Origin of the sequence: Roseibium sp. (genome assembly GCF_965229775.1) — a bacterium.
Taxonomy (GTDB): Bacteria; Pseudomonadota; Alphaproteobacteria; order Rhizobiales; family Stappiaceae; genus Roseibium.
The window spans coordinates 6,336,528-6,357,854 of record NZ_OZ245929.1 but is presented as its reverse complement, the minus strand read 5'-3'; the positions used below and the strand labels follow the sequence as shown (position 1 = coordinate 6,357,854).

Sequence of the window (21,327 nt, the reverse complement as noted above, 5' to 3'; positions counted from 1 at the left end):
TTCACTCCTTGGGGTGTCCGGGCAGCCTTTGAAGAATGGTTGTTTCTTCAGAATAGGGTAGGGATGGGGTCAGGCCCCGGAAGTGCTGCGCCTGAAGCCCGCACGTTCCCATTGCTTCCTGGTAGCGTTGCCGCCCGGAATTGTCGAAAACGATGATGCCGTCCTCGGACAGTTTTTCGACTGCATGCAGCAGGCAAGCGCCGCGCGCGCGGCCGTCAATGACGATCACGTCGAACAGACCGTCTTCCTGCAGGATCGCCTTCGCATAGCTTTCAAACGAGAGACCCGCGTATCCGGGCTTTTCAGACAGGTAAACCGGATCGGTGCCGGGCGATGCCGGCGTGGCTTCGATGAGTCTGTAAGCGCCGGTTCCACCAGGCTTTCCAGAATCCAGACGCTCGCTTACCAGAGCGTGCCAGGACTTGTCGTGCTCGACGCTTTTGACAACACCCGCCCGTTTGGAAAGCCAGACCGTGCTGGCGCCGGAGCCGTATTCGAACACGCGCGCTCGCGGGTGTTCCCTCAGAAATGCAGCGATCCTGTCGATAGCGCCGTAGGTCCACCAGGGAACGTCCAGGTCGATGAGCCCGTCGATATCATGAATGGCGAAGAGACTTGTCAGCCAATGGGCCCAGCGTTTTTCCGTGGCTGCCGAGTTCAGGCAGCCAAGCAGGCCGAGCCTCCGGGCGACCGGGCGTGCGAGACGCACCGTTCCGACATATGCCTGTTTGGCTCCTGGTAGCGGGTTCAGGTTCATCGCAGCCGTCATCCGCCAATCCTGGGGGGTTGGCAAATTCTGTTCGTGTCTGCCTCCGAAAACCCTTTCTTCCCGGTCAGCAACCGGCACTGATCAAGCGTCCAGACAGGTCTGGTTTGCTCATTGACCTGGAAATATCTCAATTGCCCCGCGCTGTTGGCCGAAAACAGAAGACCCACGATGAAACAGGCGCCGATGCCCCATTTCCAGGCTGCCCGTTCCGGCGAGGCGGCGAATTTCGGCAAGAGCGCCGCGAGACCGATAAGCGCAAAGATGCTCAGGGCCGGCCAGATGTCGACCCGATACCGCAGCGTCACCGTGCCGTAGGAAAGCGTCAGCAGCGCGATTGCCAGTCCGCCCGCGACCGGAATTGCCATTTTCCTCCAGGTCGCACGTGGTGCCGAGATTGAGTAGACGGCGAACAAGATCCAGAGCGGCCACAGGAACACGATCCCGACATAGGGCTGTTCGATCTTGATGAAGCCGAGGTCGCCCGCCAGAACCTGCTTCGTGAAAGCGTGGAAACGTTCGGAAATCGGGTCCAGATAAGTTTTGACCATCGGCGGGTCGAAGGCGTAGACCGTGAAATTGTGCGGAATGCGCTTGATGTTGAACTTGCCGTGGGTCTTGAAGGCTTCGGCGCGTGCGCTGTCGGTCTCTTCAAAGCCCCAGAAGACAAAACCGTACTGAACCTCGGTCTTCGCGAAACTGCCATGGGTCTGGGTGGCGTCGCCGAAACGGGCCATGTTCAGCCCCAGATAGCCGATGCCGCTCGCGCCGAGGATCGCAAAGGCAAGCGCGATGCGAAGCCAATGTTGACGGAGCGACGTGGCGGTCAGGACAAGCAGGCACAAGGTGCAGGCGAGGTAAAGACCGATCGCGATATTCGGGCGGGCATGAAGGGTGAGGGCGGCCAGCAGCGCGCACGGAATTGCGGTTCGCCAGAGCGGCCAGTTGCCGAAACCGACATGGGTCCAGATCAGCACGAAGGCGCCGGTTGCCGCGTAGGCGAGCGCGATCGGTTCATGGTAGAAGGACGTGTTTGCCGCCAGCAGGAAACCCGGGCTGCTGAACCAGATGGCAATGCCGAGCAGCCGGCTGAGCGACACCCCGCGGCTTCCCAGCGGCGCGAGATCCCTTGCACATACCTTCACGAATGCCGCGTGGTAGCACAGCGTTCCCAGGCACGCCCAGGTCCAGATGGAGAACTGGGCAAGGCCGACACTTTGAAACGGCCAGAACCAGCCGAGCAGGAACCGCGTCAGAAGCGGCCCGACACCGTGATAGAGATAGGCAGTCCCGTCGGCCGTGTAGTGTCCTTCGATCTGGACGACCCTTGCCGGCAGGTCGAGATGGCCGGACAGGATGGCGAGATAGTATTCGTCATAGATGTTCTGACCCAGAGGGAAGGCACCTGGCCCCTGCAGAACGCCGCTGGCCAGAGTGCCGTAGAACACCGTGCCGATGGCGATCAGATCGATCGCCCGGAAAAGCGTGATGTTTTCAGCCGGAGCCGCCGCGGAACTAGACTGGGTCATGGGATTGACCAACAATGCGGAGCGGTTCGCTCAGATCCGACGGCTTCTCCGCGGCGGGCTGTTGTTCAAGACGGCGCACGCGTTCCAGAACAGCCTCTGTCAGGCGACGGTTGGTTGCCAGCGCATCACTCAGGAACGCGATGACGACCGTTATATAGCCGGCCAGCAGGAACATGCTGCCCAGAACGAGAGACTGCAGCCGCCCTTCGCCGTCACCAATCGAAAAGAAATAGAGAAACCGCACGACGGGCAGCAGGCCCACCGTGATCATGATCACGCCAGCCCATAGAAATGCGTTCAGCGAGCGGTACATGAAGTAGCTTCGCAGGATCGTGACGATCTGTTTCTTCAGGAAACGGAAGGTGGATCCGGCGAGCCTCGACGGCCGTGTCGTCGGATTTGTCTCGACCGGAACCGAAAGGACGGTCAGCCCGTGCTGCCCGGCATGGATGAGCGTTTCCGTGGTGTAGCTGAAGCGTGTCATCACGTTGATGGAAAAGGCCGCTTCGCGGGTATACGCCCGGAAACCGGAAACCGCATCGCCCACGTCGACACCGGAGAGGTTGCGCACGACGCGCGTCCCCAGTTTCTGCAGCTGACGTTTCAGCCAGGAGAATTCCGGATTGTCGCCGGGTTTGCGGTCGCCGACGACGATGTCGGCCCGTTTCTCCAGGATCGGTTTGACGAGATCGGGAATGCTGCCACCGGAATACTGGTTGTCGCCATCGGTATTGACGATGATGTCGGCCCCCAGGGCGAGCGCGGATTCAATGCCCTTCTGAAAGCTTCTCGCAAGACCCTTGTTGCGGCCGTTCTGAACGATGTGGTCAACGCCGCACAACCGGGCGATTTCAACGGTCCGGTCGGTCGATCCGTCGTCGATGATCTGGATTTCAACCTTGCTGATCCCCGGTATCGATCTCGGGATACAGGCAACGACCAGAGCCAACGTGGCTTCTTCGTTGTAGCAGGGAATTTGGACGATCAGTTTCATTGAAAACGCAAGACTTCAGACTGGTTTACGTTTGTTACGCCGTTGACCAGGTTGAGCGCTTGAGGGGCGGAAGACTTCTGAAAAAAGCTCCCGTTTCCGCAAAAAATCTCCTGACCTTTTCTTCCTGAAAAGTACCACTTACACTTTAAAAAAATGATAATCCTTGGCTGTTTTGGCGTGGTCTACGGTGACGAGCCGAGATGAAATCGTGTGGTGCCAGGCGGAAAACGCAAGAGGTTTGCGAGAATGAAATCGCATCAGCAACAATGGCTTCAGGATATCTTTGAAGGCCTGCCCTCTGTCGCGTTTTTACTCGTGTGGCGCCAGAGCGGGGATCTGGAATTGGCTGGCTGGTGCGGGGCTTTGTTCGCGCTGATTTCGTTCCTGTTGTTTTACATGGTCAAGTCGAAGATGAACCCGGTGCTGCTGGGGGTCAATTTGCATCTCCTCATCGTGACACCCCTGATTGTCGGCACCTTCCAACTGGGCTTCACCGATCTGGGCACGCTCCTTGCCGCTTATGCCCACAGTGCCGTTTTGCTGAGTGTTTTCGTGGCCGGGCTTTGCCTGACCGTCTTCACTAAACATGGGTTTATCGGATCTGCCGGACTGCCGGCGCTGCAGAACAGACTCTATTCGCTTTTAATGCTGGCAGCTGCTGCTTCGGGAATGATGTGGGCCATGTCGACGCCCGAGAGCAGCCTGGTGCCCGTCATCGTCACGCTCACGGCGCTGATCGGCGGACGTAGGTTCTTGCTGGCGCGCCAGAAGGACAATTCGGGCGCTTCCGCCATTGCGCTGCCCGCCGTCTTGGCGGATGGGGAATTGTCCGGCACCGGGATTGAGGTCTGAACACATCCAGTCACCTGAATCTGAATTTCGGCACATTTGCGGCGGGCTTCGAACGAACTTCAAATTCGTAAACCGCACCAGGTCGGCCTCAAGTGACTGACGGGCGGGCCTCCCGAACCGGACGTCCGCCGGTCCGCCTCTACTTCTTTTCGATGTCGCAGGGTGCGCCCGGGCTCGCGCACGGGTTGGCGAAATTCTCGCGCCTGGCATTGAGCCGGTTGATCTGTTCGGTGCGGTTCAGGCGGTTCGCCTGATCGATCTGCGTCCGGGTGGATAAACAATGTGCCAATGAAGAGTGGGACGGTCGAACTTGCGCACTGGCCGGCAAGGATCTCGACTGCTGGTGCGCCGAGGGCGCGCCCTGCCACGCGGACGTGCTCCCGAAATATGCGGCCCGGTGCGCGGGTGGTCCCGGCTCGCCTGTCCCGCCCTGTGAGCCGGGAGGGGCCGGGACGGCGGAGGGGGTGGAATGAGGCTAAAGCGTGTTCAGCCGGAGTTCTATGCCCATCTTCTCGGTGTGAAGCGCCTCAATCGCGCGGTCGAGGATTTCAATATATTCCTCGAGCAGAGTCTCGTTGTGGAGAGTGGCGCTCACGACCGCTGCTTTGAGACTGGTTACTTTGGATCGGTATTTGTTGATGGCGACAGCATCCGCGTTTTCTGGGGGGCCGTGGTCTATGCGTGTGATAAGCCCGCGCCTGCTGGACTTATCGCTGCGCAGGTTAGTCAGCAGCTCCCTCATGCGATAGTGAAGGATGCCCTGGAACTTCTCCAGGAAATACTCGAGAGGATCAATCAGGCCCTCGTCAAAATCCTTGAGCTGGGGAAGCAATTCGGCAAAGTCCTCCGGCGAGAGGTCGGCGTGTTCTTCGAAAAAACGTGCCCTCGGCAGGAGCGCTTCTTGGATGTTGGTCATGGCCGTTCGAGCGCTGTAGAAGTCTCCAAGCTCCTTACCGATTTCCACCAGCCGCACATCCCAGGGCGACTTGAGCGAGGCTTTTGTCTGTGTCTTGATCGCGATCCAGGCAAGCAGACCTGCGCCAAGGGCGAAGCCGCCCGAGATCAGCGTCTGCCACGTGTAAATGAAGCAGTACCAGTCACCGGCGCCTCTGCATTTGTTTTCCATCCAGAACGGCCAGCCGGTGTCCGGAACCCACAAGCCGGCCACAAGGCAAAACGCGCCGAAGAGCAGCAGCGCAGCGAGTTTCAAAATCCTTTTCATCATCCCAAGAGCCTCCGGTTGTCATCGGTTCGGCCCTTACCGGAGAAACCGCACGTGGCGTTAGGCGGCTGGCGCAAGACGGGGAGGCGTCCGAATGAGGTCAGTCCGAATGCCTCAGCCCGTCGAGCCGGGCGATTTCCTTTTTGATCAGCTCCTGGTCCTGCTCGATGCACTCCTTGACGGCCTCAACGCTCGCAATCACAGTCCGCGCATTGGATTTGGTCTTGGTTCGGTCTTCGTCGACGCGCTTGACATCTTCGTCAGTAAGACGTTCTACGCCGCGGCAGCGCCGGTCCAGCTCCGCGGCCGTGTCATTCAAGGCTTGGACGTTGCGCTCTGTGTTCAGCAGTTCTGACCGAAGCCCAGGCAGCGGGCACGTTTCGGCCATGCTTCCTAGGATGCTCGCGGTTGGTCGGGAAAAGGGTTCTGTACTCAAGAGAGTGCGTTGAAACGCGCGCGTGTCGAGCCGTTTCGTTTCCGCGAAAAGTTCTAGATAGGCGCTCGCCGCTTGGTAATACATGTCGAGCCGTTGCCCGACTTGGGTGAGCCGGATTCCTTCCCAGGCAAGCTCGGATTTGCGCAGCTCAATCGGGATGTCCGCCGTAACCCTGATTTGTTTCATCGCGGCCCGCCACGCGCGCAGAGCGGCCAGAAGCGCGCCAGCAGCGGCAATGATGCCCGAGAGCAGGCCCTGCCAGGTGTAGACAAAACAGTAAAGCGACGCCGCGCCGCACACCGAGTCGACCCAAAAAAGCGGCACCTCCAGCACCACGGCGGCGGCAAGCGTGACCGCGACGCCGGTCAGGCCGCCCCATGTGAATGCCGCGTACCACTCAGATCGTTTCATCATCCAGGCCTCTGGTTATCATCGGTTCGGCCTTTATCCGCGATTGAGTCTGGGGAGTTATGCTGATGGCGCAGAAGACCGACCGCGAACGGACCGATCAAAACTGCGGTTCGACGCGCGGGTGAGCGGGCTTGCCAAGAGTCTGCCAGGACTGCTAGGCGAGGGCGGCTACCGCAGGGTCTTCGTTGCGCGGTAACTCCAATGTGTCTTGGAGTTCTTGGTGCACTGCCGCGGGTTTACTCGTCGAGATCACGTCTGGGAAAATAACAGTGTTAGCGGTGGCGGGGAGGCGGGGAAGCGAGCACAACACAATCCTCTTTGGTTGTGTTCGGCAAATATTGCTAAACCGGGCTAAACCGGGCTAGTCGGACCGCAGCAACAAATACGTCAGGTGCTTGAGTTCGCGCACTTCTTCGTATTCACTACTTCTTTTCGATGTCGCAGGGTGCGCCCGGGCTTGCACACGGGTTTGCGAAATTCTCGCGCCTGGCATTGAGGCGGTTGATCTGCTCGGTGCGGTTCAGGCGGTTCGCCTGGTCGATCTGCGTCCGGGTCGAGAAATTGTTCTTCTGATTGTTGAGGTTCTGATTGAGCATCTGCTCGGCCGGAGGCAGGCCACCGGCGTTGGGCAGGCCGCGGAGCTGGACGTTCTGCGCGGCCAGAGGCTGGACACAGAAGAAACAGAGGGAAGCCAGCAAGAGGCTTTTGCCGATATGCATCAAGGAAACCTTCGATTTCTGCTGTCATCCCGGTAGCGGGACGACCCTAACATCTAACCATAGGTTAGCGCTTCCCTTGTGCTTTGGGCAACGGTCCAAAAGGATGTCGTGTCCCGGGCGATTTGGCGCGAGGCGCAGGTTTCGGCGACCAACACGGCAAGATCTTGTTTTTGAGCGGTGTTTCGGTGCGGGCAGCGGAATTGCTGCGCTGCGGTGCATAATTCCCTTGCCTTGAGGCCTCATTCGGCGCGACGATATCGGTCCGCCCCAGATCGAATGCCCGATTTGCAGGGCAAAGAGCCATGCAGCCGGAACGGGCAAAGATCCTTGAGGGTGCGACGCGGCAGGCCCGCGTCCCTCGTCGGCCATGCCGCGTTGTTACGGGGATATCCCCGAACACACGGGAGGCTCATTATGGAAAACACGATAAACGGAAAAGGATCAGCTGCCGGCAGTACGCCGCGCTGCATCGCCCTCGTCGGTCCTTTCGGCAGCGGAAAGACCAGTCTTTTGGAGGCGTTGCTTGCGCGAACGGACAAGCTTCAACGGCAGGGTACGGTAACCGACGGAAACACCGTCGGCGATGCCTCGCCGGAAGCGCGCGCGCACGGCATGAGCGTTGAAGTGAACATCGCCGAAACGGACTATCTCGGCGACCGGTTCGTTTTCGTCGACTGTCCCGGTTCAGTGGAATTCCTGAGCGAAATGGATGGAGCTCTAAGCGGTGTCGACCTGGCCATCGTTGTCGCGGAGGACGACGAGCGCAAGGTTCCGGCCTTGCAGCTCATCCTGAAAGCTCTTGAAGCCCGCGCCATTCCGCGGGTTTTGTTTTTGAACAAGATCGACAAGAGCAGCCGGCGCGTCCGCGATGTGCTGTCCGTGCTGCAGCCGGCCTCCGCCGTGCCGCTGGTGCTGCGGCAGATCCCGATCTGGGAGGACGGTCAGGCGACCGGTTTCATCGACCTCGCGCTGGAACGTGCGCATGTCTATCACGAGAAGGAAGCAAGCACGCAGGTCGACATGTCCGATGAGGACCGGGCGCGCGAACTGGAAGCCAGGTTCACGATGCTGGAGCTTCTGGCCGATCACGACGACGACCTCATGGAAGCGCTTCTGGAGGACATCGCGCCGGACCGTGACCTCGTGTTTTCCGATCTCGTGAAGGAAATGCGCGACGGGCTCATCTGCCCGGTGTTCTTCGGGTCGGCTGATCACGGCAACGGTGTCAGCCGTCTCTTGAAGGCGCTGCGCCATGAAGCACCGGGTGTCGATGTCCTCAAATACCGGACAACGGACAGGGAAACCGGCTCTTTGCTTCAGGTCATCAAGACCATGCATACCCAGCACGGCGGCAAGCTTTCCATTGCGCGGGTGCTGGAAGGCGAGGTGTCGGATGGCGACAGCCTGTTCCGCAACGGCCGCGATGAGGTGAAGGTTTCCGGCCTCTTCTCCATCTTCGGACAGCATGCCAGCAAGACGGCGACAGCAAGCAAGGGCGACCTTGTCGCGCTCGGCCGCCTCGACGACGTGGCAACGGGAGATCTCCTCAGCCATGATCAGGGTGACCTGGTCAGCATGGATGCTGGCGAACGGCGCAGTCCGGTGCTGGCGACCGCCGTCTCGGCAGCGCAGAGGAAGGACGAGGTCCGGCTTTCAACGGCACTGGCGAAACTGGTCGAGGAAGATCCAAGCCTTTCGATCAGCCAGAACCAGGCGACGGCGGAAACGCTTCTGGAGGGCCAGGGCGAAATGCATCTCAGGGTCGCCCAGGAACGGCTTGCCGGAAAGTACGGTCTCGACGTGGCGGTGCACACGCCGCATGTGCCCTATGCCGAGACGATAAGAGGCAAGACCAAGGTGCGCGGACGCCACAAGAAACAGTCCGGCGGACACGGCCAGTTCGGAGACGCGGTTCTGGAAATCTCGCCGCTTCCAAGAGGCGAGGGCATTCAGTTCAGCGACACGATCACCGGCGGTGTCGTGCCCAAGCAGTATATTCCGTCGGTCAAGGATGGTGTCCTCGATGCGCTGACACGCGGCACGTTCGGTTTTCCCGTGGTGGATGTCGCCGTGTGTCTGACGGATGGCTCCTATCACTCGGTCGACAGCTCGGACCAGGCGTTCAAGATGGCCGGCATTCTGGCGATCCGCGAGGGGCTGCCGGAATGCAAACCGGTGCTTCTCGAGCCGATCCACAAGGTCGTCGTTGCCTGTCCGAACGATGCCACGGCGAAGGTCAACGCCATCGTTTCTGCGCGGCGCGGCCAGCTTCTGGGGTTTGATGCCAGGCCGAACTGGCCCGGCTGGGACGAGGTGCAGGCGCTGATGCCGGAAGCGGAGATCGGCGATCTGATCGTCGAGCTCAGGTCCGCCACCGCCGGGGTCGCCAGCTACACGTCCGAGTTCGACCACATGGCCGAGCTCGCTGGCAAGGCCGCGGAGCAGGCGCTGCAGAAGTCCGGGAAGCAACAGGCGGCCTGAGCCGTCCCTTGCGGCCGAAACACGCATTCCAGGGAGGGGCCGAAGGTCCCTCTTTGTTTGTCTGGGTCTGGGCCGGCGGCGAGATCCGTGTCTGCGAGAACGCAGCTGTTGCTCAGTGCGCCGCGTAGACCGCGCGCTCAAAGGCGTCATAGGTTTCCATGAAGGCCGGTTCCACGAAGGGGAGGGACTGGGTCATGATCACGGCGGCGAGGTCCTTGCCCGGGTCGACCCAGTAATGGGTGTTGCAGACGCCCGCCCAGCTTTGCGTTCCCGCCGACCGCTTTCCGGGGACATCCGAGGTGTGCAGGGCCGCGATCATGCTGTGAGACGTGTCCTCCGGAAGAACGACATCGGCGGTTATCGGAGAACAGGAAACCATCGTCTGAAACGTCAGGCCGTTCATCTGGTCGCCAAGCATTGTCGCCAGCCCGCTCTCCGACAAAATGCGATTTCCGTCCAGTTGTCCCCCGTTCAGGATCATGCGCAGGAACCGCATGTAGTCGTTCGGCGTGGAGTAGAGGGCGTGGCCCATGCCGTAGACTTCCGGCAAAGACGGCGGGGCGATCTCCATTGGCGCGAATTTGCCGTCCTCGCCGCGAATATGGACGTCGGCGAGCCGCTCCTGCAGCCCCTCGGGCTCGAACGCCGTGCTGGTCATGCCGAGTGGCTCGAAGATTTCCTCCTGGCAGAAGACGTCGATGCGCCTGCCGTCGGCTGCCTCAATCATCTGCCCCAGCCAATCGGTGCTCGGGCCATAGCCCCAGCGGGTTCCGGGATCGGTGGTCAACGGGTATTGAAGCGAACTCTTCAGTCCGGACAGGATCGTGGGATGGCCGGTCAGTTCCATGTAGCGCGGCACGTCCGTGTTCCAGAACTCGTATTCCATCCCGCTCGTGTGCGTCACCAGGTGCCGCAGGGTGGCGCGGGTTTTCGGGTCGCGCAGTTTCGGTGTGTCGCCGTCAAAACCCTCCAGCACCTTCAGATCGTTCCAGGCGCCGAGGAGATCGCCGACCGGTGTGTCGAGCGTCAGCTTGCCCCGGTCCACCAGGATGGCGGCGGCGAGGCCGCCGACGGCCTTGGTCATGGAGAAGATACGGAAAACGGTATCTGCATCGACCGCTTTCGAAGCGGTTGCGTTGCCGGCCGCATGGGTGGACGTGACCCCATCCGAGTTTGCGGTCATCCCGACAACGAATGGCACCTTCTCCTCATCGACGGCCTTTTTCAGTACGTTCTCGATCGACATGTGGGTCCTCCCCGCTCTTGTCGTTTCCCCCACACCCAAACAATAGACCCATAATCGCCCTGGTTGCCATTGAATTTGCGGTACTACCGCGCCGCAAACGCCCGCGCGGAATGCAACCGCCGTATCGTGGAAGAATTCAGTTCCGCGCCTGGCAGCGAACTGCATATGAGATCTTTGAATTTCGGCTGTTGCTGCGGCACGTTTTTTTCCTTCACGATCCTGTTGCTCCCGGTCACTAGGGCGTTATTTGCCTTTGAAGCCCGATTCCGGTTCTTTCTTTGGCAAACAGGAGCCACGACATGAACATCTTGAAGAAGCGCAGCTGGGAACTTCCAGAGCGTGAGGCCACACCGGAACACGTGTTTTTGAATCGCCGCCAGATCCTGGCCGGTCTCGCAGGGAGCGGCGTCCTCATGGGATCGGGTCTCGGTGTGCGTCCGGCATTCGCGGAGGAAGATCCGAGTGCGGGGCTTTATCCGGTCACCCGCAATCCGGCCTTCAAGCTGGACCGTGACCTCACCTCCGAAGACATTGCCTCGCAATACAACAATTTTTACGAGTTCGGGTCGCACAAGCAGATCTGGCCGGCGGCCCAGAAGCTTCAGATCCGCCCCTGGACGGTGACGCTGGACGGTCTGGTCGACAACCCTCAGATCGTCGACATAGACGCGCTTCTTGCCAAGATGCCGCTCGAGGAACGGCTCTACCGCCATCGCTGCGTGGAAGCCTGGTCGATGGCCGTGCCCTGGTCCGGTTTCCCCCTGGCCGATCTCGTGAAACTGGCGGGTCCGCAGGCTGATGCGAAATATCTCCGGTTCGAAACGTTCCTGGATCCGTCCATCGCCAGCGGCCAGAAACAGAGCTGGTATCCCTGGCCCTATGTCGAAGGGCTGACGCTGGAAGAAGCAACCAACGAATTGGCGTTCATGGCGACCGGGATCTACGGCAAGCCGCTTGCCAAGCAGTTCGGCGCTCCGATCCGCTTGGTCACGCCCTGGAAATACGGCTTCAAATGCATCAAGTCGGTGGTTCGGATATCCTTCACCAAGGAAAGACCCGTCAGTTTCTGGGAAGAAATCCAGCCGAAGGAGTACGGCTTCTGGGCAAACGTCAACCCGGAGGTTCCGCATCGCCGCTGGTCACAGGCGAGCGAGAAGCTGCTCGGTACCGACGAACGCAGGGACACGCTGCTCTATAACGGCTACGAAGAGCAGGTCGCCGGTCTCTACAAGAATCTCGGCGGTGAAAGCCTGTTCATGTAACCCGGACGCGCCTCAATTTGTGCGCTGCAAAATCAACTGGACAAAAAAAGAGCCGGGTCTTTGAGGACCCGGCAGTTTATTTTGATTCACTGAAAACAGTGGAATCACCTTCCAGAGGGGAACAGCTGGTCTGGGCATCACTGGGAGGAGGATGTGATCCCCGTCTGACCAACAGTGATGCTTATATGCGGTGCACAAGCTGCATAAACAAGTGGCAGGTGCGCAAATCTGCTATGCATTTTCTGCAATGCTGGCTCATGAATACAAATCGAGGCGCGAAAAGCGTTTCTTTACAATTATTTGTTTAGGCGGCTGTAGGCTAATCAGCTAAATTTATTCGAAATAATCCGATTCAAGTCGCCGATTGCCCGGGGCGTATTCGTGGAAAAAGTATTCTCTGATCAAAAAATGTGCTGCCCAAATTATTATCAAGGCAGTTCAGGCTTCGTTCGTGGTGACCGGATCAGTAGACCCACTTCTCGGCGCTGCTGAGCAGGAATTCGCGAAACGCCTTGACGCGCGCGGTGTTCTTCAGCTCCGAGGGATAGACAAAATAGGTGTCGAAGGACGGTACCTTGTCTTCCTGTTCGGTGAGGACGGGGACCAGGTTCGTTGCCTGGTCGATGATGTAGTCGGGCAGGATGGCGATGCCGACGCCCGTTTGAACGGCGCGCTTGATCGCCACGAGATTGTTGACCTTCAGGACCGAGCGCCGCGGCTCGTTTGCGGGCCGGCCGGCGGAGTCCAGCCAGTTCATGGAGCGCAGGTAGGCCGGCGCCTGTTCACCGAAGGTGATGATCCGGTGGTTGTCGATGTCCTCGATCGAGGAGGGGGATCCGAACCGCTGGATGTATTCGGGGGCCGCATAGACGTGAAAATGCACCGTGAACAGCTTTCGCTGGATCAGGTCGGGCTGGGTCGGCTGGCGCAGACGGATGGCAACATCGGCCTCGCGCATGCCAAGGTCCAGTTCGTCGTCATCGAAGATCAGATGCAGATCGACTTCGGGATAAAGCTCGACAAAGCTCTTGATGCGGGACGTCAGCCAAGTCGACCCAAGGCCGACCGTCGTCGTTACGCGCAGGATGCCGGAGGGTTTTTCCTTGCTGTCGGTGAGGCTGGACTGGACGGATTCCAGCTTCATCAGCACGTCGCTCGCCGTGCGGTAGAGAAGTTCGCCCTGTTCGGTCAGCAGCAGACCGCGCGCGTGGCGGTGAAACAGGGGAACCCCCAGATCGAGTTCCAGCGCACTGACCTGCCGGCTGACGGCCGACTGGCTCATGTGCAGCGTGTCGCCCGCATGGGTGAAGCTGCCGGCCTGAGCGGCTGCATGAAAGATGCGCAGTTTGTCCCAATCCATGCGTGCCCCTCCGCAGGACGTTCAGGCAGCCTTACTCGGCTGCCTGCTGTGTGGATGCCGCTTCATGTTCGGCCAGAAACTTCTCCGCTTCAAGGGCGGCCATGCAGCCCATGCCGGCGGCGGTGACCGCCTGGCGGTAAATGTCGTCGGTGACGTCACCGGCGGCAAAGACGCCGGGGATCGACGTGCGCGTGGAGTCCGGCGCGGTCTCCAGGTAGCCGTTCGGCTTCAACGTCAGTTGGTCCTTGAACAGTTCAACGGACGGTGCATGCCCGATCGCGATGAACACACCGTCCGTCGGGATCTCCTGCATCTCTCCGGTCCTGGTGTTTTCAAGGCGCACGCCTGTCACGGCTTTCGGCGTGCCGCCGCCCAGGATCTCGTCGACCTGATGGTCCCAGATGACCTCGATCTTCGGGTTCTGGAACAGCCTGTCCTGCAGGATCTTTTCCGCCCTCAGGCTGTCGCGGCGGTGAACGAGCGTCACCTTGGACGCAAGGTTCGACAGGTACAGCGCCTCTTCGACGGCCGTGTTGCCGCCGCCGACCACGACGACTTCCCGGTTGCGGTAGAAAAAGCCGTCACAGGTTGCACAGGCGGAAACGCCGGCGCCCATATAGTCCTGCTCGGAGGAGAGGCCGAGCCAGCGTGCCTGTGCCCCGGTCGCGATTACCAGCGTGTCGGCGGTATAGACCGTGCCGCTATCCGCCTCGAGCCGGAAGGGCCGCTGCGACAGGTCGGCCTTGATGATGGTGTCGTAGATGATCTTGGTGCCGACATTCTCGGCCTGCTTCTGCATCTGCTCCATCAGCCACGGTCCCATGACGGGATCGGCGAACCCGGGGTAGTTCTCGACATCGGTCGTGATTGTCAGCTGACCGCCCGGCTGAATGCCCGCGACCAGTGTCGGTTCGATCATGGCGCGCGCTGCATAAATTGCTGCGGTGTAACCGGCGGGACCGGATCCGACAATCAGGAGCTTGCTGTGTTCCGTGCTCATGAGACACCTTTTCCTGTCTTCTTGTTGTGCCCGCCCGTTGGGGCCGCCGGCCGTTCAGGTCCCTGTTTCGTGCATCCGGGATGCGCTGAAGGCTGTCCTGATCCGATCTGCGATTACGGGTGTGGCATCTATCGGCTCGTAGGTAGTTGTTTTTAGCGGGCCTGGGAAGGGGTGAATGACCCCCATGCGCTCCAAAGGCGTCAAAAAGGCGGTGATTTTCCTGTGACCGCCCGATGGATGGAAGACGTGAAGTGGTTTTCCGGTTGCCGTTGCCTCGCCGATCATGTTGGTCGAATCGGCGGTCGCGATGATCGCATCCGCCTTTGCCAGAAAATGTCCGAGCGGATTTGGCGCCTCGCCCGTCCAGAACAGGTGGCCGCCGGACTTGGCCAGGCTCGACAGGCCATAGGCAAGTGCCGGCGGTGTGCGGCGCGAGGCCGTGATCATGAAGCCGGCGCCGTCCTCTGACGCCATCGTCCGCAATCCGTTCAAGAGGCGATGCTGGTCTTTTTCGGTGAACGTGTGATGACGGCTGTCACCACCGATCAGAACGGCGACGCGCGGGTGCGCGATCCTGTCGATATCTGGGGTCTTGTCGGCGCGCAGCGCGTCAAGTTTCCGGGCGGAAAAGCGATGCGGCGAGGTGGGTGTGGTCAGAACGTTCCGGCCGCGCAGGCGGTCATGTTCAGGCACCCAGATCAGATCCGCCGCGTCCGGCCCGGTTCTGGGGTCCTTCAGAAAGACCGTGAAAGTCCGGCCACCGGAAAGCCGCTTGATACGCCGCAGATAGGCAGCGGCGCGCCGGCCGGACGCAATGGCGATATCGGGGTAAGGCGGTGCGATCGGGCTGCCGGGGCGCGATTCCCATTCGCGCGGATCCGTCGGTCCGAACGGAAGCCACCAGGAAAAAGGCGGGCGCGGCGCGACCGTGCGCTCCGTGTAAGGAGCTCCGAGCGCCTCGGCGACGCCGACGCACTGGGCGACGTCACCGGCCTTGCCATCGGTGAGCACCCAGACGGATGCGGGAGAGGTCTCCGGCTCATCGTGCATCTAAGGAGAACATCCCCTATCGTAATCTTTCAGAATCGTGCGCAATTTTGTTATAGTCTTGCACAAACGCGCAAATAATCATAACTCGTCACTGGTCGACAAGTTAGGGTCAGGACCCATTAATTTGGTTTAATTGGCGCAGCAAACGGCGATGAGCTGCAAGGAAAAGCGCGACAAGCGGGCTTCCTGCCCGGTTGAGCGGTTTGACGAAGCAGACCGAAGCCGTTTTTGCTCCAGGAGGGATAGGATGAATTTGCCCGGCAACGTCGTTGCAAATCTTTGGAAACCGGACGGTTTCCAGCAGCTTTGCGCCTCGTATCCGAACAAATTCATCCCTACCAATTCATCCAAATTAATGAGTCCTGACCCTAGCGTGGCGACCCGATTCCGGGCAAGGTGTCCGGTTCGGTCAGCAACACCTATTTGCAGGCGGGTCCGACAGGCGAGACTCAAAGGAGACAGGTTTGAAAGCGCGGCTTGATGCCATTGACTGGCACATCCTGAAAGAACTGCAAGACGACGGCCGGATGACCAATGTGGAGCTGGCGCGCCGTGTCGGCATTTCCGCGCCACCGTGCCTGCGCCGCGTCAGGGCGCTCGAGGAGGCGGGTCTCATCCAGGGGTACCGGACGCTTCTCGATGAAAAGCAACTCGGCTACGATGTGACCGCTTTTGCGATGGTGGGCCTGCACAGCCAGACGGAAGCCGATCTGATTGCCTTCGAGGAGACCGTGCAGAACTGGCCGCTGGTCCGGGAGAGCTACATGCTGTCCGGCGAGGTCGATTTCCTGCTGAAATGCGTGTCGCCGGACCTGCAGACGTTCCAGAACTTCGTCATCCGGGATCTGACCGCGGCGCCCAACGTGGACAGCGTGCGCACCGCGCTGACCATCCGGCGCACCAAGGACGAACCGGTTGTTCCGATTGAAACCTGACGGACGCGGTTTTAGTTGAGAGCTTCCTGCCGCTCTTTCATGCCGATGAGCTTCTTGTTGAGGCGCGACATCAAAGAAACGTCCCTGAGCGCCGTTGCGACGAGCGTGAAGCTGACACTGAGAAGCGCGCAGGTCGTGATGATCGCAATGGGAAGCAGCTGATCGTAGTGATAGGTGTCGAGTGCATAGTCGATCGGATCGACCCCTGAATAGATCCGGTTGCGAATAACTTCACGATATGCTCCGAATTCCAGGGACCCGTGTTTGATGTAGCGCAGCCCAACGACAAGCAGGATCACTGCCGCCGCAAGGGCAATCAGGTAACCGAACATCTGCAGCGCAAACGCGTAGGCGTTTTCGTGCCGCCGCTTCACGATGCGCTTGAAGATCCTGCGTTCGCGCGCATCAAGCTTGGAAAACACATACCAGCGATAGATCCAAAGCGGGATGGCGGCCACCAAGAGCCACATCCCAATCGCATGAAAGACCATCACCTGACCTCCGACAAATTCCGGCTCTCACCTTAACGGCTGACCGGGACGCGTCAAAGGGAAAACGGTCGCGTTCTTTCCGAGCGTCAGACCATATCCGATTGGAATGTCAGAGATTCAGATGAATTTGACGTCGACGATCTCGTAGGACCGGGCCCCGCCGGGGGCGGCCACTTCAACGCTGTCGCCGATCGATTTGCCGATCAGGGCGCGGGCGATCGGAGACGAGATCGAGACCTTGTTCTGCTTCACGTCGGATTCCACGTCGCCGACGATCATGTATTTCTTTTCTTCTTCCGTGTCCTCGTCGATCAGGGACACGGTCGCGCCGAACTTGACGATTTCACCGGACAGTTTGGTCACGTCGATGATTTCGGCGCGCGACAGCTTGTCCTCGAGTTCGGCAATGCGGCCTTCGTTCAGGCTCTGCGCTTCCTTTGCCGCATGATACTCGGCGTTTTCCGACAGATCACCGTGTGCACGTGCTTCCGCAATGGCATCGACGATGCGCGGACGCTCAACCGTGGTACGTTCCTTCAGTTCGTCCTGAAGCATTTTGTAACCGGCAGAGGTCATCGGAACTTTTTCCATTGGTCTCAGACCTTCAGCTTATTGGGTCCCGTGGGCTTATCCCGCCGATTTCGAGGACCGCGTATTTACAAAAACAAACCAAGCCGGGAAAGGCGCGCTTTCCCGGCCGGTCAACGAGTATAATAGCCCTAGCCGAAGTAGGATTGTAAAGGTCTTACTTCAAGGCTCCCCGCCTTGCGGGCGGCAATACCTTTGGCTGCTGCAACAGACCCGGCCAGTGTGGTGTAGTACGGAACCTTGTTCAGGAGCGCGGCCCGCCGCATTGACCGGCTGTCGGCGATCGCCTGTGCCCCTTCGGTCGTGTTGAAGACAAGCTGCACTTCGCCGTTCTTAACCGCGTCGACGATGTGCGGCCGGCCCTCAAGCACCTTGTTGATTTTCCTGACGGAAATGCCCTGGTCCTCGAGATACTTCTGGGTGCCGCCCGTAGCGATGATGGCAAAACCGGCCGCCTCCAGGCTCTTCACGGCATCCACGACGCCTTCCTTGTCGGCATCGCGCATGGAGACAAATACGGTGCCCTGGTCCGGTACACCGGTGCCGCTGCCGATCTGCGCCTTCGCAAAGGCCGTGCCGAACGCGGTATCGAGACCCATGACTTCCCCTGTGGACCGCATTTCCGGTCCCAGGATCGTGTCGACACCGGGGAATCGCGCAAACGGGAAGACCGCTTCCTTGACCGCGATGTGGTCCACATTCGGTTCAGCCAGTCCGAAGGATGCCAGGCTCTCGCCGGCCATGACCCGGCTGGCGATTTTGGCGATCGGCGCGCCGATGGTCTTGGCGACGAAGGGCACGGTCCGCGAGGCGCGCGGGTTGACTTCCAGAACGTAGATTTCGCCATCCTTGATGGCGTACTGGACGTTCATGAGACCGCCCACTTCAAGGGCCAGTGCCAGCGCCGTCGTCTGACGCTTGAGTTCGTCGATCAGGTCGTCCGAAAGTGAGAAGGGCGGCAGGGAACATGCGCTGTCGCCGGAGTGAATGCCGGCTTCCTCGATGTGCTCCATGATGCCGCAGACAAAGACGTCCTTGCCGTCGCAAAGCGCATCCACGTCAACCTCGATCGCGCCTTCCAGGTACCGGTCGAACAGCAGCGGGTTGGTGCCGAGAACCGTGTTGATCTGGCCGGTCTTGTCATTGGGGTACTTGGCACGCACCTCTGCCGGCACAAGCTCCGGCAGCGTGCCAAGCAGGTAGGAATTGAGGGCTTCCTCGTCGCGGATGATCTGCATCGCCCGTCCGCCCAGGACGTAGGACGGACGCACCACCAGGGGCAGGCCGAGTTGACCGGCGATCAGCCTGCCCTGCTCAACAGAGTAGGCGATGCCGTTTTCCGGCTGTTTCAGACCGAGCTTGATCAGGAGTTTCTGGAACCTGTCGCGATCCTCGGCAAGGTCGATCATGTCCGGTGCCGTACCCAGGATCGGCACGTCCGCCTTGACGAGCGCCTGCGCCAGCTTCAGCGGCGTCTGTCCACCGAACTGGACGATCACCCCGTGGAGCGTGCCGTTCTCCTTTTCCTTGCGGATGATTTCCAGAACGTCCTCGGGCGTGAGCGGTTCGAAATAGAGCCGGTCCGAGGTGTCGTAGTCGGTCGAGACGGTTTCCGGGTTGCAGTTGACCATGATGGTCTCGTAGCCCGCATCGTCGAGTGCGAAGGCCGCATGACAGCAGCAATAGTCGAACTCGATGCCCTGGCCGATCCTGTTCGGACCACCGCCGAGAATGACGACCTTCTTCCGGTCCGAGGGCGCGGCCTCGCAGGCCGGCGCGCCCATGAAGGGCGCTTCGTAGGTGGAGTACATGTAGGCAGTCGGAGAGGCGAATTCGGCCGCGCAGGTATCGATCCGCTTGTAGACCGGGTGAACGCCCAGCTCATCGCGCAGTTTCACCACATCGTTTGCGTCGAGACCGGCAAGGCTGGCAAGCCTTGCGTCCGAGAAGCCCATGGCCTTCAGCTTGCGCAGGTTGGCAGCATCCTGCGGCAGTCCAATGTTCCTGACCTTGGCTTCCATTGCCAAAATGTCGGCGATCTGTTCCAGGAACCAGGTGTTGATGCCGCTCGCCTGGTAGATTTCCTCGATCGACATGCCGAGGCGCATGGCCTGCGCGACATTCAGGAGCCGCGTCGGTGTCGCGTTTGAAACCGCTGCGCGCAGGGCGTTCCTGTCGTCGCCCTGATCGAGGCCGGCAATGTCGGTTTCGTCAAACCCGTTCAAACCCGTTTCCAGGCCCCGCAGCGCCTTTTGAAGGCTCTCGTTGAACGTGCGGCCGATGGCCATGACCTCGCCCACCGATTTCATGGCGGTCGTCAGGTTTGATTCCGAACCGGGGAATTTCTCGAAGGCGAAGCGGGGGATCTTGGTGACGACGTAGTCGATCGTGGGTTCGAAGGAGGCCGGTGTCGCGCCGCCGGTAATGTCGTTTTCCAGCTCGTCGAGCGTGTATCCGACGGCAAGTTTCGCCGCGATCTTGGCGATCGGAAACCCGGTCGCCTTGGAGGCGAGGGCCGAGGACCGCGAGACGCGCGGGTTCATTTCGATGACGACGAGCCGGCCGTTGTCGGGGTTGACGGCAAACTGAACGTTGGAGCCGCCGGTCTCCACACCGATCTCGCGCAGGACCGCGATCGAGGCGTCCCGCATGATCTGGTATTCCTTGTCCGTCAGCGTCAGCGCAGGGGCCACGGTAATGCTGTCGCCGGTGTGAACACCCATCGGATCGACGTTCTCGATCGAGCAGATGATGATGCAGTTGTCCGCCTTGTCGCGAACCACTTCCATCTCGTACTCTTTCCAGCCCAGAAGGCTTTCGTCGATCAGGACCTGACCCACCGGAGAGGCATCGATGCCGGAGCGCACGATCGTCTCGTACTCTTCCCGGTTATAGGCGACGCCGCCGCCTGTGCCGCCAAGCGTGAATGCCGGACGGATAATTGCCGGCAGGCCGATTTCGTCCAGCGCGCGCATGGCTTCCAGGTAACCGGCGTTGCGGTCGTATCCGGTGATCCGGCCGTCCTCGCTCCGAATGGCAGGGGAAGACGCGATGCAGGCGCGCGGGTTTTCCAGGCCGATGGAGTCCATCGCGGCGCGGAATTTCTCGCGGTCTTCCGCTTTTTCGATGACGTCGCCGCGGGCGCCGATCATTTCCACGCCGAATTCTTCCAGAACACCCATCTGTTCCAGATCAAGTGCGCAGTTGAGGGCAGTCTGACCGCCCATCGTCGGCAGCAGGGCGTCCGGCCGCTCCTTTTCGATAATCCGGGCCACCAGTTCCGGGGTGATCGGTTCGATGTAGGTCGCATCCGCCAGGTCCGGGTCGGTCATGATGGTCGCCGGATTCGAGTTGACCAGAATGATGCGATAGCCTTCTTCGCGCAGTGCCTTGCAGGCCTGGGTGCCCGAGTAGTCGAATTCGCAGGCCTGTCCGATGACGATCGGACCGGCGCCAATAATCAGGATTGAAGATATATCTGTGCGTTTGGGCATCTCGGCTCGCAGCTCGCAGCGGCCAGCCCGATCAGCGCTTGCGCTCTCCGGTCTGGCTCGGTCTGACGGTAAGTGTCAATGTTGGCTGAGCGCGTCTTATAGGGAAAAGCGCATCGCTAGGAAACCCCGGGCCGGCCACATCGGGTCGTTTTCCGGAACGAAAATTGCCCAATCAGTCCGCATCCAGCAGATCGGGGCCGAGCGGTGTTGTCGACTGGCCGTCAAAATCGCCGATTCCCTCCGACAGGGCATAGCATGCCAGACGTATCGATTTGGGTATTTCCACCGGCCGGCCGTCGCGATTGCCCTTTTCGTAATACTGGATCATTCGTTTCTTGAGGCCCAACCGCTCCGCGGCATCCTTCTGCTTCAGTCCGAGCGCACGTCTCCAATGACGGAACTGTTGCGGTGTCATGCCCGACGCGGCGGCTTTTGTTTTGTTTTCGGCCATATTTCGATTGTTCCAAAGGCGATAGTTTCGCGTGAGCGCA

Annotated in this window: 19 protein-coding genes; 5 read left to right on the top strand and 14 right to left on the bottom strand. The window is 60.2% G+C overall.

Going from position 1 to position 21,327, the window contains the following annotated elements:
• Nucleotide 1 precedes the first annotated feature (1 nt).
• From ACO07N_RS28920 to ACO07N_RS28910, 3 genes are read right to left on the bottom strand one after another with little or no spacing between them, the layout of a single operon-like run.
• On the bottom strand, nt 2-769 hold the full coding sequence (locus ACO07N_RS28920) for a class I SAM-dependent methyltransferase (RefSeq protein ID WP_421984312.1): 768 nt from the start codon (nt 767-769) through the stop codon (nt 2-4).
• Nucleotides 766-2,295, bottom strand: a complete 1,530-nt coding sequence (locus ACO07N_RS28915) for a hypothetical protein (RefSeq protein ID WP_421984311.1) — start codon at nt 2,293-2,295, stop codon at nt 766-768. The genes ACO07N_RS28920 and ACO07N_RS28915 overlap by 4 nt, the downstream gene beginning before the upstream one ends.
• The gene (locus ACO07N_RS28910; RefSeq protein ID WP_421984310.1) at nt 2,282-3,289 is read right to left on the bottom strand and encodes a glycosyltransferase family 2 protein; all 1,008 of its coding nucleotides are present in this window, start codon (nt 3,287-3,289) and stop codon (nt 2,282-2,284) included. The genes ACO07N_RS28915 and ACO07N_RS28910 overlap by 14 nt, the downstream gene beginning before the upstream one ends.
• A 246-nt stretch (nt 3,290-3,535) precedes the next feature.
• Here ACO07N_RS28910 and ACO07N_RS28905 point away from each other — a divergent pair, with 246 nt between their 5' ends.
• Together ACO07N_RS28905 and ACO07N_RS28900 are read left to right on the top strand one after the other, a co-directional pair.
• Nucleotides 3,536-4,141 (top strand): hypothetical protein, encoded by a 606-nt coding sequence (locus ACO07N_RS28905; protein WP_421984309.1) that lies wholly within the window; start codon nt 3,536-3,538, stop codon nt 4,139-4,141.
• 269 nt (nt 4,142-4,410) lie between these two features.
• Nucleotides 4,411-4,614, top strand: coding sequence for a DUF4326 domain-containing protein (locus tag ACO07N_RS28900; RefSeq protein ID WP_421984308.1), 204 nt, complete (start codon nt 4,411-4,413; stop codon nt 4,612-4,614).
• A gap of 2 nt (nt 4,615-4,616) precedes the next feature.
• Here the strand turns inward: ACO07N_RS28900 and ACO07N_RS28895 are convergent, their stop codons facing one another.
• The 3 genes from ACO07N_RS28895 to ACO07N_RS28885 all read right to left on the bottom strand — a co-directional run bounded on the left by ACO07N_RS28895 (nt 4,617) and on the right by ACO07N_RS28885 (nt 6,929).
• Complete coding sequence (locus tag ACO07N_RS28895) at nt 4,617-5,366, bottom strand: hypothetical protein (protein ID WP_421984307.1); 750 nt, start codon at nt 5,364-5,366, stop codon at nt 4,617-4,619.
• Nucleotides 5,367-5,463: 97 nt separating this feature from the next.
• Nucleotides 5,464-6,213 (bottom strand): hypothetical protein, encoded by a 750-nt coding sequence (locus tag ACO07N_RS28890; protein ID WP_421984306.1) that lies wholly within the window; start codon nt 6,211-6,213, stop codon nt 5,464-5,466.
• A 419-nt stretch (nt 6,214-6,632) separates the two neighbouring features.
• On the bottom strand, nt 6,633-6,929 hold the full coding sequence (locus ACO07N_RS28885; RefSeq protein WP_421984305.1) for a hypothetical protein: 297 nt from the start codon (nt 6,927-6,929) through the stop codon (nt 6,633-6,635).
• Between the two features lie 414 nt (nt 6,930-7,343).
• Here ACO07N_RS28885 and ACO07N_RS28880 point away from each other — a divergent pair, with 414 nt between their 5' ends.
• Complete coding sequence (locus ACO07N_RS28880) at nt 7,344-9,410, top strand: elongation factor G (protein ID WP_421984304.1); 2,067 nt, start codon at nt 7,344-7,346, stop codon at nt 9,408-9,410.
• A gap of 112 nt (nt 9,411-9,522) precedes the next feature.
• Here ACO07N_RS28880 and ACO07N_RS28875 read toward each other — a convergent pair whose 3' ends face one another.
• Nucleotides 9,523-10,656: a serine hydrolase domain-containing protein gene (locus ACO07N_RS28875; protein WP_421984303.1), complete on the bottom strand. Its 1,134-nt coding sequence runs from the start codon at nt 10,654-10,656 to the stop codon at nt 9,523-9,525.
• 299 nt (nt 10,657-10,955) lie between these two features.
• Between ACO07N_RS28875 and msrP the strand changes: the two genes are divergently transcribed.
• Complete coding sequence (gene msrP / locus ACO07N_RS28870) at nt 10,956-11,918, top strand: protein-methionine-sulfoxide reductase catalytic subunit MsrP (protein WP_421984302.1); 963 nt, start codon at nt 10,956-10,958, stop codon at nt 11,916-11,918.
• Between the two features lie 463 nt (nt 11,919-12,381).
• Here the strand turns inward: msrP and ACO07N_RS28865 are convergent, their stop codons facing one another.
• The 3 genes from ACO07N_RS28865 to ACO07N_RS28855 are packed head-to-tail and all read right to left on the bottom strand — an operon-like array spanning nt 12,382 to nt 15,328.
• On the bottom strand, nt 12,382-13,278 hold the full coding sequence (locus ACO07N_RS28865) for a LysR family transcriptional regulator (protein WP_306145653.1): 897 nt from the start codon (nt 13,276-13,278) through the stop codon (nt 12,382-12,384).
• Nucleotides 13,279-13,309: 31 nt separating this feature from the next.
• Complete coding sequence (trxB, locus tag ACO07N_RS28860) at nt 13,310-14,278, bottom strand: thioredoxin-disulfide reductase (RefSeq protein ID WP_421984301.1); 969 nt, start codon at nt 14,276-14,278, stop codon at nt 13,310-13,312.
• Nucleotides 14,279-14,332: 54 nt separating this feature from the next.
• Nucleotides 14,333-15,328 carry a mitochondrial fission ELM1 family protein gene (locus tag ACO07N_RS28855; protein ID WP_421984300.1) on the bottom strand — a complete coding sequence of 332 codons (996 nt, stop codon included), beginning with the start codon at nt 15,326-15,328 and terminating at the stop codon, nt 14,333-14,335.
• A 464-nt stretch (nt 15,329-15,792) separates the two neighbouring features.
• Between ACO07N_RS28855 and ACO07N_RS28850 the strand changes: the two genes are divergently transcribed.
• Nucleotides 15,793-16,263 (top strand): Lrp/AsnC family transcriptional regulator, encoded by a 471-nt coding sequence (locus tag ACO07N_RS28850; RefSeq protein ID WP_421984299.1) that lies wholly within the window; start codon nt 15,793-15,795, stop codon nt 16,261-16,263.
• A gap of 11 nt (nt 16,264-16,274) precedes the next feature.
• On the opposite strand, the gene ACO07N_RS28845 is transcribed toward ACO07N_RS28850, so the two are convergent.
• The 4 genes from ACO07N_RS28845 to ACO07N_RS28830 all read right to left on the bottom strand — a co-directional run bounded on the left by ACO07N_RS28845 (nt 16,275) and on the right by ACO07N_RS28830 (nt 21,287).
• On the bottom strand, nt 16,275-16,733 hold the full coding sequence (locus ACO07N_RS28845; protein ID WP_421984298.1) for a hypothetical protein: 459 nt from the start codon (nt 16,731-16,733) through the stop codon (nt 16,275-16,277).
• 138 nt (nt 16,734-16,871) lie between these two features.
• Nucleotides 16,872-17,345, bottom strand: a complete 474-nt coding sequence (greA, locus tag ACO07N_RS28840) for a transcription elongation factor GreA (RefSeq protein ID WP_306145648.1) — start codon at nt 17,343-17,345, stop codon at nt 16,872-16,874.
• Between the two features lie 128 nt (nt 17,346-17,473).
• A complete protein-coding gene (gene carB, locus ACO07N_RS28835) occupies nt 17,474-20,836 on the bottom strand; it encodes a carbamoyl-phosphate synthase large subunit (protein ID WP_421984297.1) in 3,363 nt (1,120 codons plus the stop codon).
• 172 nt (nt 20,837-21,008) lie between these two features.
• Nucleotides 21,009-21,287: a helix-turn-helix domain-containing protein gene (locus ACO07N_RS28830; RefSeq protein ID WP_421984296.1), complete on the bottom strand. Its 279-nt coding sequence runs from the start codon at nt 21,285-21,287 to the stop codon at nt 21,009-21,011.
• Nucleotides 21,288-21,327: the final 40 nt, after the last annotated feature.

What these genes read in the sequence shown, in the direction of transcription:
- msrP (WP_421984302.1), top strand. Translation starts at nt 10,956, where the DNA reads ATGAACATCTTGAAGAAGCGCAGCTGGGAACTTCCAGAGCGTGAGGCC.
- ACO07N_RS28865 (WP_306145653.1), bottom strand. Translation starts at nt 13,278, where the DNA reads ATGGATTGGGACAAACTGCGCATCTTTCATGCAGCCGCTCAGGCCGGC.
- ACO07N_RS28875 (WP_421984303.1), bottom strand. Translation starts at nt 10,656, where the DNA reads ATGTCGATCGAGAACGTACTGAAAAAGGCCGTCGATGAGGAGAAGGTG.
- ACO07N_RS28920 (WP_421984312.1), bottom strand. Translation starts at nt 769, where the DNA reads ATGACGGCTGCGATGAACCTGAACCCGCTACCAGGAGCCAAACAGGCA.
- trxB (WP_421984301.1), bottom strand. Translation starts at nt 14,278, where the DNA reads ATGAGCACGGAACACAGCAAGCTCCTGATTGTCGGATCCGGTCCCGCC.
- ACO07N_RS28855 (WP_421984300.1), bottom strand. Translation starts at nt 15,328, where the DNA reads ATGCACGATGAGCCGGAGACCTCTCCCGCATCCGTCTGGGTGCTCACC.
- ACO07N_RS28830 (WP_421984296.1), bottom strand. Translation starts at nt 21,287, where the DNA reads ATGGCCGAAAACAAAACAAAAGCCGCCGCGTCGGGCATGACACCGCAA.
- ACO07N_RS28845 (WP_421984298.1), bottom strand. Translation starts at nt 16,733, where the DNA reads ATGTGGCTCTTGGTGGCCGCCATCCCGCTTTGGATCTATCGCTGGTAT.
- carB (WP_421984297.1), bottom strand. Translation starts at nt 20,836, where the DNA reads ATGCCCAAACGCACAGATATATCTTCAATCCTGATTATTGGCGCCGGT.
- greA (WP_306145648.1), bottom strand. Translation starts at nt 17,345, where the DNA reads ATGGAAAAAGTTCCGATGACCTCTGCCGGTTACAAAATGCTTCAGGAC.
- ACO07N_RS28905 (WP_421984309.1), top strand. Translation starts at nt 3,536, where the DNA reads ATGAAATCGCATCAGCAACAATGGCTTCAGGATATCTTTGAAGGCCTG.
- ACO07N_RS28910 (WP_421984310.1), bottom strand. Translation starts at nt 3,289, where the DNA reads ATGAAACTGATCGTCCAAATTCCCTGCTACAACGAAGAAGCCACGTTG.
- ACO07N_RS28915 (WP_421984311.1), bottom strand. Translation starts at nt 2,295, where the DNA reads ATGACCCAGTCTAGTTCCGCGGCGGCTCCGGCTGAAAACATCACGCTT.
- ACO07N_RS28880 (WP_421984304.1), top strand. Translation starts at nt 7,344, where the DNA reads ATGGAAAACACGATAAACGGAAAAGGATCAGCTGCCGGCAGTACGCCG.
- ACO07N_RS28895 (WP_421984307.1), bottom strand. Translation starts at nt 5,366, where the DNA reads ATGATGAAAAGGATTTTGAAACTCGCTGCGCTGCTGCTCTTCGGCGCG.
- ACO07N_RS28885 (WP_421984305.1), bottom strand. Translation starts at nt 6,929, where the DNA reads ATGCATATCGGCAAAAGCCTCTTGCTGGCTTCCCTCTGTTTCTTCTGT.
- ACO07N_RS28890 (WP_421984306.1), bottom strand. Translation starts at nt 6,213, where the DNA reads ATGATGAAACGATCTGAGTGGTACGCGGCATTCACATGGGGCGGCCTG.